This window comes from Staphylococcus sp. LKG3-1, assembly GCF_048568385.1.
GTDB classification, from domain to species: domain Bacteria; phylum Bacillota; class Bacilli; order Staphylococcales; family Staphylococcaceae; genus Staphylococcus; species Staphylococcus saprophyticus.
In genome coordinates this window covers 1,003,822-1,016,356 of record NZ_CP183796.1, presented here as the reverse complement: position 1 = coordinate 1,016,356, position 12,535 = coordinate 1,003,822, and the positions used below count along the sequence as shown (strand labels likewise).

The 12,535-nt window shown below is 32.7% G+C and carries 13 protein-coding genes; 6 read left to right on the top strand and 7 right to left on the bottom strand.

Features of this window, described 5'->3' with window-relative positions; all coding sequences use genetic code 11:
• Positions 1 to 82: 82 nt before the first annotated feature.
• Together ACM595_RS05035 and ACM595_RS05030 are read left to right on the top strand one after the other, a co-directional pair.
• Positions 83 to 643 carry an HAAS signaling domain-containing protein gene (locus ACM595_RS05035; RefSeq protein ID WP_037538099.1) on the top strand — a complete coding sequence of 187 codons (561 nt, stop codon included), beginning with the start codon at positions 83 to 85 and terminating at the stop codon, positions 641 to 643.
• Positions 640 to 1,491 carry a DUF4097 family beta strand repeat-containing protein gene (locus ACM595_RS05030; RefSeq protein ID WP_002482804.1) on the top strand — a complete coding sequence of 284 codons (852 nt, stop codon included), beginning with the start codon at positions 640 to 642 and terminating at the stop codon, positions 1,489 to 1,491. The genes ACM595_RS05035 and ACM595_RS05030 overlap by 4 nt, the downstream gene beginning before the upstream one ends.
• 68 nt (positions 1,492 to 1,559) lie before the next feature.
• On the opposite strand, the gene ACM595_RS05025 is transcribed toward ACM595_RS05030, so the two are convergent.
• Entirely contained in the window at positions 1,560 to 2,600 is a 1,041-nt protein-coding gene (locus tag ACM595_RS05025) for a C45 family autoproteolytic acyltransferase/hydolase (protein WP_002482805.1), read from the bottom strand.
• A gap of 616 nt (positions 2,601 to 3,216) precedes the next feature.
• On the opposite strand from ACM595_RS05025, the gene ACM595_RS05020 reads away from it, so the two are divergent.
• Positions 3,217 to 3,387: a hypothetical protein gene (locus tag ACM595_RS05020; RefSeq protein ID WP_002482806.1), complete on the top strand. Its 171-nt coding sequence runs from the start codon at positions 3,217 to 3,219 to the stop codon at positions 3,385 to 3,387.
• Between the two features lie 125 nt (positions 3,388 to 3,512).
• Here the strand turns inward: ACM595_RS05020 and ACM595_RS05015 are convergent, their stop codons facing one another.
• Positions 3,513 to 3,917 carry a YolD-like family protein gene (locus tag ACM595_RS05015; protein ID WP_075340054.1) on the bottom strand — a complete coding sequence of 135 codons (405 nt, stop codon included), beginning with the start codon at positions 3,915 to 3,917 and terminating at the stop codon, positions 3,513 to 3,515.
• Between the two features lie 131 nt (positions 3,918 to 4,048).
• Here ACM595_RS05015 and ACM595_RS05010 point away from each other — a divergent pair, with 131 nt between their 5' ends.
• Positions 4,049 to 5,086 (top strand): lactonase family protein, encoded by a 1,038-nt coding sequence (locus ACM595_RS05010; protein ID WP_419744457.1) that lies wholly within the window; start codon positions 4,049 to 4,051, stop codon positions 5,084 to 5,086.
• Between the two features lie 140 nt (positions 5,087 to 5,226).
• On the opposite strand, the gene ACM595_RS05005 is transcribed toward ACM595_RS05010, so the two are convergent.
• The 4 genes from ACM595_RS05005 to ACM595_RS04990 form a co-directional block, all read right to left on the bottom strand.
• Positions 5,227 to 5,319, bottom strand: a complete 93-nt coding sequence (locus tag ACM595_RS05005; protein WP_075340056.1) for a type I toxin-antitoxin system Fst family toxin — start codon at positions 5,317 to 5,319, stop codon at positions 5,227 to 5,229.
• Positions 5,320 to 5,619: 300 nt separating this feature from the next.
• Positions 5,620 to 6,999 (bottom strand): aldehyde dehydrogenase, encoded by a 1,380-nt coding sequence (locus ACM595_RS05000; protein WP_419744456.1) that lies wholly within the window; start codon positions 6,997 to 6,999, stop codon positions 5,620 to 5,622.
• 145 nt (positions 7,000 to 7,144) lie between these two features.
• Positions 7,145 to 8,074: a manganese-dependent inorganic pyrophosphatase gene (locus ACM595_RS04995; protein WP_011302751.1), complete on the bottom strand. Its 930-nt coding sequence runs from the start codon at positions 8,072 to 8,074 to the stop codon at positions 7,145 to 7,147.
• A gap of 56 nt (positions 8,075 to 8,130) precedes the next feature.
• On the bottom strand, positions 8,131 to 8,682 hold the full coding sequence (locus tag ACM595_RS04990) for a cysteine hydrolase family protein (protein WP_075340057.1): 552 nt from the start codon (positions 8,680 to 8,682) through the stop codon (positions 8,131 to 8,133).
• Between the two features lie 136 nt (positions 8,683 to 8,818).
• Here ACM595_RS04990 and ACM595_RS04985 point away from each other — a divergent pair, with 136 nt between their 5' ends.
• The gene (locus tag ACM595_RS04985) at positions 8,819 to 9,901 is read left to right on the top strand and encodes a glycosyl hydrolase family 28-related protein (RefSeq protein WP_075340058.1); all 1,083 of its coding nucleotides are present in this window, start codon (positions 8,819 to 8,821) and stop codon (positions 9,899 to 9,901) included.
• Positions 9,902 to 10,035: 134 nt separating this feature from the next.
• Positions 10,036 to 11,595 carry an SLC13 family permease gene (locus ACM595_RS04980; protein WP_041079958.1) on the top strand — a complete coding sequence of 520 codons (1,560 nt, stop codon included), beginning with the start codon at positions 10,036 to 10,038 and terminating at the stop codon, positions 11,593 to 11,595.
• Positions 11,596 to 11,715: 120 nt separating this feature from the next.
• On the opposite strand, the gene ACM595_RS04975 is transcribed toward ACM595_RS04980, so the two are convergent.
• Positions 11,716 to 12,519, bottom strand: a complete 804-nt coding sequence (locus tag ACM595_RS04975) for a prephenate dehydratase (RefSeq protein ID WP_002482814.1) — start codon at positions 12,517 to 12,519, stop codon at positions 11,716 to 11,718.
• Between the last annotated feature and the right edge of the window lie 16 nt (positions 12,520 to 12,535).

Below are 12,535 nucleotides of genomic sequence, written 5' to 3'. Positions count from 1 at the left end.
GTGATTTTATTGGATAATTACCATTCTTTAATTTTACATAATTTAAGAAATAGACTTTAGAATTTGAATGGTGGTAGATATTTTGGATAAAATCACTTTTTTAAATGAACTTGAACAAGAGCTCGATAATTTACCTAGGGCTGAGCGAGATAAAGTGATGTATGAATATGAACAATATTTTTTTGAGCAAGAAAGTGAAGGTAAAAATGAATATCAAATTATTGGGGCTTTAGAACCACCAAAAAAAATAGGTAAAGAAATAAATGCTAGAAGTGCAATTGTATCTGCTGAATACCGGACCAATGCTAGGACAATTTTAAGAGCAATCATGGCTTCGTTAGGTATGGGCATTTTATCCTTAGTGATTATACTGATTCCAATGATATTTGTCGGTGGATTTATGTTGATATTGTTATGTGCTGCAATGGTTTTAGCTATAAGTCCGTTACTCTTAATCATACATGGATTACTGAACAGTATGTTTAGTTTGGCTATTAGTAATTATTTATTTGCATTTGCATTTAGTGGTTTAGGTATTGTCTTATTTGTAATTATTGCGAAGTTGGCTGAACTGGTGTATCGATTAATATTAAAATATTTACGCTGGAATATTAGAACGATTAAAGGAAGTGCAGAAGAATGAAGAAATTATTTTTGAGTGGTTTGAGTTTGTTCATTGTCTGTTTTCTTCTAGGATGTATAACGTGGTTTGGCTTTGAAAAACAAAATAATAAAATTAATACCATAGATAAAAACATTACTGATAAATCGATCGACTCTTTAAATATAAAAGGGATATCAACTAAAGTTAATATCACAAAAGGTGACAAATTTACAGTGCGTTACAAGGGGCAAAATAAGGTAGATATCAATCAAGAAGGTAATGAGTTAAGTGTTCATGAAACCAATGAAAAAGTAGATAAGTACGGTTTGAATTTTAATCCGTTTAGGCAGATACATGCTGAAATTAATATCACAATGCCAAGTGAAAAAATGGATGATTTGTATGTTTCTAATAGAGTTAATGAAGTGAATATACAGAACTTAGATATCGAAAGTGCTAATTTATCAATGCCTGAAACTGGTGCAGCACGTGTTTTCATCAAGAATTCATCAATTAAAAAATTAATATACAGAGGTATAAAATCCACAGTTCACTTTAATAGCAGTGAGATCTTGAATGCAGATATAAAAACTAAAAATGCCAGTATTATCGGAAAGCAATCTCTAATTAAAGATTCGGTACTATCTGCGAAACAGGGTAATATCAATTTAAGTGATATGGATATTGACTCTGCTTTTAAAGCGTCAACACAACATGGGGATATAAAGATGTCGTACAATCAAGCACCGGATAATACTTTGCTGAAATTAAACCCAGAAAAAGGGAAAGCCAACGTTAATAACAAAACTTTTGCAAATGATAGAGTAGGCGCTGGTAATCATGTATTGGAATTCTATACATTAAATGGGGATATTTATATAAATTAAATGAGCGAGTGGGATAGAAATCAAAGTATGCAAGATTTCTTAATCCCACTCTTTTTTTCCTTTTGATATTAATATGTTGCAAAGGTTAATTCGGTATCAATTTGACCTGTGAGTTCGTTTATGTTCAAAGATTCACCATTCAACCATTGTTGAAAGTCAATTTCCACAGGTGCCTTATTCTCACCTAAAGTAATATGAGCGGTTAGCGATTGAGGTTCATACATACTTGTGTGTATCGTGCCAGACCAACTTTTAAATAATTTACTGTAAATTTCAAATTCAGGGTTATTAAAAAGTTTGAAAGCATCCATTTTCCCTAATTGAGCAGGTGTTTGTTTAATTAACCTATCTAAACGCTCTGTTGATTCTTTTGTATAATTTCTATTTTCATGCGTTAATAATTTAAAGTGATTTGTACAAGTATGATCATAACGCACATCGATGGAACGTGGTGTAACTTCAATGATTGCGTGGTTTAAATATTTATCCATAACAATGTAGCTAAATGAACTTCTATGAGGTATTTCTTTTAATAATTTAATAGCTTCAGGAACATCTTTACAGTACTGTAATACAAGTCTGCCAATCATGTAGCATACAAAGCCGTCACCGGGATGTTTACGATGCATAAAATTATACCCCATTGCTAATCCAGCCTCATTCATGCCATCCATTCTACCCGTGACACGAGATGTTGGCCCAATTTGAGCTAAACCACCATCATTGGGTTGAAACAATAAATAGCGACCATCATATGTGGCAGGGTGATAATCATAATTACGTACCATATAATCGTTACCTAAATAGACAGTGCAACCGCTATTTTTCAAAGGTGTAAAGCGGTAATGGGCAAAATTTAAAATCATTTGACGTGTAGGTAAATTAAGCACTTCCTGCATACCTCTGATTTCTTCCCAGATTTGAGGTGCGTAAGTTTGAAAAATATCATAAGTCTCTTTGATGTGAATATCAAAGCGTGGCATACGTTTTTTCCATTCTTGTTCTCTATTTTTTAATAGTGGTGTATGTTGCATCCATTGTGCAGTTTGTACACCTAGGTCGAAATGTGAACCACGATGCGTTAAAATATCAGATTTTACTTTTTGCATTTCAAAATCTCCTATGTTTAAAGTGTAGTCTTACAAAATTGTAACTTTAATGTAACGTAGTGTTAATTGCATTACAGGGTACTAGACCTTATCATTAAGAATAACAACGACGACTGATTAAGGAATTATACTTTTAATGAGGTGATTGTTAATGGCTAACTATTATGATGCTATTAAAGATGCAGTATCCACTTGGTGGAGATAAATCAAATTACGATGGGAGTGAGCCTGATATATTCAGCTCACTCTTTTTTGGTTAAACCACCTTCAATGATAGTGATAGCGCAAATTTCTATCAATTAAGCATAATCACTGGAATGTCTATGAATCTATATATATTAAAAGCAAAACAAGTTTGAATTTTTTCATGTTCATGATTATGTTTAAATGCTTATAAACGTAATACGCATGTTTATCTGAATATTAAAGTAGTAAGAACCTTTGGTAGATAACAATTTTTTTATGTTTTGTTGAAGCATTAATACAATAATATCATAAAAATACGACTTTCATATGTTGATTTAAATTAATGAAAAGTGGGTATATATTTATTGATGTAATCAAATATGCTATCATTAATAATAGTGATGTTAATAATTTATTGAGGTGAAACAGAATGTGGAATTTTATTAAAGGTTTATTTAAATTTGTATTCGGTACAATCCTAACTGTATCATTAGCAGCAGGCATTGGTGCAGTTGTATTTGCTTATATTTTCAAAAAAGACTTTGAAGATATCGAAAGCAAAACAAAAGAAATTATTTCAGATATCGAATCTAATAATTAATTGATTGAAAATGAATAGGTTTTTTACTTTGAACTGTCGATAATGTTATCGACAGTTTTTTATGCTATTCATATCGCTTGTATGCCCTATAGAATACTTGACTATGCTTAAATATGGTTGGCTAACTAGTTATCTATCGTGATTTTTGTAATATCAAAAAGGGACAATTTGATTGTGTTTGAAGTTTTTAAAAGGTATCCTTCTAAAAACATTTGCGTCATATCTATATTTTTAATTTTAACAGTTATATTTTCTAGCCATCCGTCTTTATAATATTCAACATGTACAAAAGTATCTGAATGTAAGGCTTGATGGAGTTGTAAATTAAGTTCGTTTAGCTGGTCATCTGACAGTATTGGACGATCAATTTTATTTTGATCTATTAAATATTGTTGAATACTTTCGAATTGTTCAGGTAAAGTAGCAAAGGGCGCCCATTTGACCATGCCACGGCCTTGCGGTATGTTGGGATTCAACTGTTCTCTAGGTATTTTTCTATAATCTGTTTCTTGATTCTTGTAGTCATTCACTTATTATCACTCCAATCAGTATATATCCATTATACGAACATACGTTCTATTTTCCAAGTGGTTAAATCATTATATTGTCTTTGCCCAAAATCTTTATTAAAATATGAGTATAATAATATGGAGGGGTTTACATGACGACAACAGGTTATATTGGAACATATACAAAAAAAGAAGGTAAAGGGGTTTACCGTTTTCAACTAGATGAAGAAACTGGCAAGATAACGGAAGTTAAAACAGGCTATGAACTAGAAGCATCAACATATGTAAATCAACATAATCATTTTTTATATGCTGTAACTAAAGAAGGCGATGATTGTGGTATTGCTAGTTTGAAAATAGAGTCAGATGGTACATTAAGTCTGATTAACAAATGTCTAGCGTCAACTGCTGGAAATGGTTGCTATGTATCTGCATCACCGGATGGAAAATATATATTCGAAGCAATTTATGGTGCTGGTTTAGCAAGAATTTATGAAGCAAATCCAGAAACAGGAGAAATTGTTCGTCTAATACAAGAATTAGCGCATGATTATCCAACTGGTCCTTCTGAAAGACAAGAGCAACCACATGTCCATTATCTCAACACAACACCAGATGAAAAATATGTTGTGGCAATGGATCTAGGTACAGATAAAGTGATTACGTACAAATATAGAGATGACGGTTTAAAAGTATACGATACTATAGATTTTGAGCCTGGAGATGGCCCAAGACATATTACGTTCCATGAAAATGGAAAATATGCTTACGTTGTACATGAGTTATCAAATATCGTAAGTACTTTAAAATATGAGAATGGTCATTTTACTGAAATCGAAAGACATTTAACAATTCCAGAAAACTTTGATGGTGATACTAAATTGGCAGCAGTGAGAATATCGCATGATCAAAATTTCTTATATATAAGTAATCGCGGTCATGATAGTCTTGCTATATTTAAAGTAGGAGACGAGGGTGCAACAATTTCATTAGTAGACATCGTTAAAAGTGGTGGAGAATTTCCACGTGACTTCAATATAACTGAATCTGATGATTATTTAGTTTGTGCACACCAAGAAGGCGATTATGCTCTGACCGTTTTTAAACGTGATAAAGTTACTGGAAACATAGAAATCGTTGATAATCAAGAAACGGCACCAGAAGGTGTTTGTGTACAGTTTCTAAGATAATATACTTTGCATTTTTATTATGAATGGTGTTATAATGCAGTTAACAAATAGTGTACTAACATGATAAACACCGAGCCCGGTAGCTACTACGAATAGCTATCGGGCTCTTTTTGGTGTATTGGCGCTGCCGTCGTCAGTCGTCAGTCACGATTATTCAGCCAATAAGAAAATAATGTGACAATAACACCTACTACGATAGGTGCTATAAACGTTACAAATAGTGTACTGAACATGATGTCACCTCCTTCCATGCTAAAATCAGCACAGAAGTAGAACGACGACTTTTCAATTATATCATTTGTAGCATCTTAACCATAGAAGATAAAAGGGAATCGTTTGTTTAAAATCGTCGATGACATAAAATAGGAAAGTAATCATGAAATAGAAAATAATATGCTTAAGAACATCCAGGCCAATACTTAAGTAGTGACTATATAACATAAATGAGAGTGGAACAGAAATTATAAAATAAAGATTTCTGTTCCACTCTCATTAGCTACAGTTTATAGTCCAAGCCTATAAAAAGGTGTTTATTATTTATTGAAAAATGTTTTAATATACTTAAATTTTCCTTTGTAAGGTGGAAAGAGTAGGCTTGACTCTAATCGAGTTGATTTAAATATATAAGATTTATCATGACTGAATGTGTCAAAACTAAATTTGCCGTGATATTGACCAATACCGGAAGCACCAACACCACCGAATGGTAAGTTTGGATTTGCTAATTGCATCAATGTATCGTTGATAGCACCGCCACCAAAAGAAATTTCATTTAGAACACGTTCTGTTGCGTTTTCATCTTCACTGAATAGGTAAAGGCTGAGTGGCTTGGGTTTCGTATGAATTAAATCAATCGCTTCATCAAAATCGTCATAAGTAATAATTGGTAGTATAGGACCGAAAATTTCACCTTCCATAATTTTATCATTAAATGTAATACCATCTAATAAAGTAGGTCCGATATAGTTTTCAGCTGAATCAGAATGGCCACCAAAAACAATTTCCGATTTGTGTACACCTAATAAATCGTTTAAACGGTCAAAATGCGTTTGATTTACGATACGTCCAAAGTCAGGACTTGCTTGTATTTCTTTACCATAAAATTCTGTTATTGTATTTTTTAAAGCTTTAATCAAGTCTTCTTTGACTTTACGGTTTACAAGAACATAATCTGGAGCGACACATGTTTGGCCAGCATTAGTGAATTTACCAAAACTGATGCGTTCACTAGCGACTTTGATATTAGCGGTTTCGTCTACGATGACAGGTGATTTGCCACCTAATTCTAAAGTGACAGGTGTTAAATTGGTACTTGCTGCTTGATAAACAATTCTTCCAACGCGTTCGCTTCCGGTGAAAAAGATATAATCGAAGGGTAAATGAATCAGTGACTGTGTAGTATCGGCGTCACCTTGGCAAATACTGATGTATTCAGGGTCGAACACATCTTCAATAATATTTTTTACAACTGCTGACACATGTGGCGTGAATTCCGAAGGTTTAATGATTACAGTATTGCCTGCAGCTATAGCACCTATAAGCGGTTCAATAAGCAATTGGAATGGATAGTTAAATGGCCCAATAATTAGTACTGTGCCATATGGTTCTTTAACAATATAACTTTTGGTAGGAAACATATAAAGCGGTGTATTAACCTGTTTCTTTTTAGCCCAGTTTTTTAATTCTTTACGAGCCGTTTTGATATTTTTTAAAGTAAAGCCGATTTCTGTTGCATAGGCTTCTACTTTGTTTTTACCTAAATCTTCTTGAAAAGCATTTAATAATGCATCTTCATGATTTTTAATACTTTTGCTTAGGAGCTTTAGTTGTTTTTTTCTGAATTTAAGCTCCTTGGTCGCATGTGTATTAAAATATTGTTTACTATTATGGAAAGTTTGTTCTATTGAATTCAAATGTATTCCTCCTAGTACGAATGGGTGTCCAATATACTTATATTGATAAAAAACTGGAACATATCAACTATGTCCCAGTATAATGAATTGTAAAAACTTAATATGTTAAATAAATTGTACGAAGTGTTGTGTTAATAAAGATGTATTACTTCGTTAATGCTTCTGTAATTTGTGGTACAACTTGTTTTTTACGTGAAACGACACCTGGTAAGAAGGCAGTATTATTATCAAGTGTTACATTGAAGGCAACGCCGACTTTATCTTTTTCGGCGCCAACAACAAGAATTTTAGAATCACTATTAATAATGTCAGTAACAACTAATACAAATAAATCATATTTTTCATTGGCGCTTACTTCAAGCATTTCTTTTTCTAATTCTTCTTGGCGTGCAAATACTTCATCAATATCTACTGTATTTACTTGACCAATACGTGTAACAAAATCTCCCATATTAAATGATTTTGCGTCCATAGATAAAATATCAGAAACAGATTTATCTTTTGTAGAAGCACCAGCTTTTAACATTTCTAAGCCATATGATTCTAAATCAACATTAGCAATTGATTTTAATGCTTCTGCAGCTTGTACATCTTGCTCAGTACAAGTAGGTGATTTGAATAATAGACTATCTGAAATAATTGCAGATATCATTAAACCAGCAATTTCAGGTTTGATTTCAAATCCACGTTCTTTATACATTTTGTATAAAATTGTTGCAGTACAGCCAACTGGTTCAGCACGGTAATATAAAGGTGCTGCAGTTTCAAAGTTAGCTATTCTGTGATGATCGACAACGTGTTGAACAGCTGCATCAGCAATTGAATCAGCACTTTGTTGGAATTCATTATGGTCAACTAAAATGACATTTTGATCGGCTAAATCATCATTTAGTAACTCTGGTGCAGTTACATTAAAATGATCTAAAGCATATTGTGTTTCAGGGCCTACTTCGCCTAAACGGTATGCAGTAGCCTCAGCATTACCTGTTTGTTGTTCAAAATCTGCCATGATAATAGCAGATGAAATTGCATCTGTATCTGGATTTTTATGTCCGAAAATATAAGTTTTTGCCATATCTAAATTCTCCTTATTTTAAGTAGTTAATGTTATTCTAGCATGATTTCGCATTGTTATTCTACTTCAGCACCTAGTGAATTTTTAAAATGACCTAATGCCCACTCGTGACCTGAAGGATTAAAGGAAGCGACACCTCTATGTGAAATGGAAATACCATATCCTAAGTTGTATGCGCTGATTGCAGTATGGAGTACACAAATATCCGTACAAACGCCAACGATTTCTAAATGATTAATATTTCGCTCACGCAACATTAAGTCTAAAGGTGTACCGCAAAATGAATCATAACGTGTTTTATCTAAATAGTGGATATGATCGTTAAATAAAATATTTTGATAAATATCATTTACTTTACCATAAAGTTCACGACCAAATGTACCGATGATATTATGTGGTGGAAACAACTTACTTTCAGGATGATATTTATTTTCTTCATAATGCAAATCCATCATAAAAAAGATATCAGATTGCTTTTTGTTATAAACTTCGATTCTTTCCACTATGTAGCTTTCAATTTGTTGACCTGGAAGTCCACAAGTTAATTTTCCATTTTCAGCTACAAAATCATTTGAATAGTCTACTACAATTAACGCACTTTTTTTCATATTATGGTTACACTCCCAATATTAAATATAATAGTAATTATATACTAAGATGATAAATCATTAAAGATATAGTAAACGCGTTTAAAAAACATATTTATGTTAATTATTAAGTAATAACGATGAAAGGAACTGGCCTATGATTATTAATGCAAAACAATTTGGTTTAAAAGGGGAACACAAATGGGCAGATACACGTGCAATGCAAAAAGCACTTAATTATGCAAAGAAAAATAAAGGAACAACGATATATGTGCCTCAAGGAGAATATCATATTCGCAAGCCGCTTGTGATATATGAGGCAACAACATTACTTTTAGATGATAAAGCAATTTTAAAAAGATGCGGTAAAGATACATTATTGAAAAACGGACGTCGTTTTAAATCGTATTATGGTTATAACGGAAATAGTTATATTCATATAGCAGGTGGCACGTTTGATATGAATGGGTACGACTACCCTTATAATAATACGACGATGTGCATGGGACATGCATGTGACGTTCAAATTGTAGATGTTACTTTTAAAGATGTGGTTGGAGGACATTGTTTGGATGCATGTGGAGTGAACGGTTTGTACATCAATCAATGCAAGTTCTTAGGTTTCAATGATCCGGATGGCACAAGATTTTTTTCTGAAGCGGTGCAGTTAGATATACAAGTTTCAGGTGCTTTTCCAAAATTTGGTGCAACTGATGGGACAATTACGAAGAATGTCATAATAGAAAATTGCTATTTTGGTAATTCAGAAACACCCGGTATGCAACCTTGGAACCGAGCAATTGGTTCTCATGCAAGCCGTTATCATAAATACTATGACAATATTCATATTCGCTATAATGTTTTTGAAAATATGAAACAATATGCACTCACACCATTGAAAAATAAAAATACGTATATTCACCATAATGTTTTTAAAAATTGTGAGGGCGGTATACGCTTTTTAGCTGTAAAAGATGGGAAAAATGCGAAAGATATGAAAGGTAATGAAAGGGGGACACAAGCAGGAAACAATTTAAATATTTTCCAAAATCAATTTATAGGTGAAATGCGTAAAGAAGCTATACGTATTCAAAGTTATAATAATATCAAACATGAAAATATCGTTATAGCAAAAAATGAATTTGATCATGAGTCACAAAGCGTGTATTTAAAGGATATCAAACATCTTTACATATCTAACGAAGCCGATATCAGATTCAAAAAAGTAAATATAGACTGATTATCATTTGTAAATTGAATAATAAATAATGGTGATGTAAACGATTTAAAATTATAAACCAATTTGAAATATATTATGTTATACTCTAATAAATTATTACGAATATTCTGATAATAATTTAAAGGGGGAGCTTGATGAATAATTTAAATAAAGGGGATATGAGAAGGTCGCAGTATTTGATGTTTTTCTCAAATAAAAAAGAGAATAAATCTTATAATGTTGGTCAATTAGTAGGGTTAATTTTAGGTCCTTTGCTCTTTGTACTAACATTGTTGTTATTTCAACCTGACAATTTATCTGATAAAGGTGTATTTGTCTTAGCTATCACATTATGGATTGCCACTTGGTGGATTACCGAAGCGATTCCAATTGCTGCTACAAGTTTATTACCTTTGATATTACTTCCAGTTGGTCATGTGCTCAATCCAGAAGAAGTATCTGCTCAATATGGTAATGACATTATTTTCTTATTTTTAGGGGGCTTTATTCTAGCTATTGCAATGGAAAGGTGGAATCTACATACTCGGGTAGCGCTCCGAATCATTAATACATTAGGTACGAGTACAGGAAGCATATTATTAGGCTTTATGATAGCAACCGGTTTTTTATCCATGTTTGTTTCGAACACTGCAGCGGTTATGATTATGATACCTATTGGTTTAGCAATTATTAAAGAAGCAAATGAATTGAAAAACGGAGATACAAAACCTGAAAGTATTTCTAAATTTGAGCAAGCATTAGTCTTAGCGATAGGTTATGCAGGTACGATTGGTGGTTTAGGTACATTAATTGGAACACCGCCATTAATTATATTAAAGGGGCAATATCAATCAGCTTTTGGTGAAGAAATTAGCTTTGCAAAATGGATGATTATTGGTGTACCAACAGTCATCGTCTTACTGTTTTTAGTTTGGATATATATTCGTTACATTGCGTTTAAACATGATATGAAAACATTGCCAGGTGGGCAAGATTTAATTAGAAAAAAATTAAGTGAACTTGGAAAAATGAAATATGAAGAGAAAGTAGTATTGATTGTATTTTTACTTGCTAGTTTTTTATGGATAACACGAGAATTTTTATTAAAGCATTGGACATTCACTTCAGAAGTTGCTGATGGGACGATTGCCATGTTTATATCTGTCTTATTATTCTTAATTCCTGCTAAAAATAAAGAAAAGCATAAACGTATTATAGACTGGGAAGTAGCTAAGGATTTACCATGGGGAGTATTAATTTTGTTTGGTGGCGGTTTAGCACTAGCAAAAGGTATCTCAGAAAGTGGTTTAGCGAATTGGCTAGGAGAACAATTAAAGTTAATTGAAGGTGTCAGCCCATTGGTTATTGTGCTTGTAATTACAATTTTTGTCTTATTCTTAACTGAAATCACATCCAATACAGCTACAGCTACAATGATATTACCGATCTTAGCCACATTATCTGTCGCAGTTAATGTGCACCCATTGTTACTCATGGTTCCTGCTGCTATGGCAGCAAATTGTGCATATATGTTACCAGTAGGAACGCCTCCGAATGCCATTGTATTTGGCACTGGCAAAATCAGTATCAAAAAAATGGCATCGGTTGGTTTTTGGGTGAATTTATTAAGTATTGTCGTAATCGTGTTGGTTGTATACTTCTTAGTGCCACCTGTTTTAGGTATAGATGTTACACAACCATTGCCATTGAAATAAAAGAAGCGTTTGTAACAAAACTTTGTTACAAACGCTTCTTTTCATATTCAACATGATAACAAGATGAAGTTTTGCTATGAAAACATCTAAACAGTTGTATGGGACAGTTACTAGCAAGAATTAATTGAGTTTATTAAAGGTACCTATAATCGTGACTTGAAAGTCTAAAGTATTAAGTATCTTTATCACTTTTGAAAGGTCTTCGGAAATAGGTGTGTCTGCTTGAACGAAAAAGTGATACATACCTAATTGCGTTTTTAATGGACGAGATTCAATCCAAGACAAGTTAATATTAAATAATACAAACGTATTTAATATACTGGCTAATAGACCTGGTTTATCAAATTTCGGTGTAATTAATAACATCGTGTCGGTTGCTTGTTCGATGTGTTTTGGTTGATTACTGACGACTAGGAAACGAGTGACGTTATGTGGATAATCTTCAATGTTTTGTGCAATTGATGTATAGCCATAAGCTTCACCGCTACCTAAAGGTGCGATTGCACCAACATTTTGTGAAATTTTATCTAAACTTTTAATTGTACTGTCTACATAAGCAATATCAAATCCATGCGCTTGTATATATTGGCTGGTTTGACTAATAGCAGGCCCAATTGAGTATACTGTTGAAATATCATTTACGGTTGCGTTTTCTGAACCATATAAAGCAAATTGTATATCTAAATGAAGTTCACCTTGTGTATATATATTCTGTTGTGTTAATGCGTCGGCTACGATATTAATCGTACCTTCTATTGAATTTTCTATAGGCACAACAGCAATACTTTGACTATCTTCTGAAACAGATGCGACGACTTCGTATAAATTAGATTTTGGAACAAATTCAATTTCTGATTCTGATTTATATTGTGTCGCAGCTAAATAAGAAAATGTGCCCTTTGGTCCTAAATAATAAAGTTTCATGTAATGTAACCCCTTG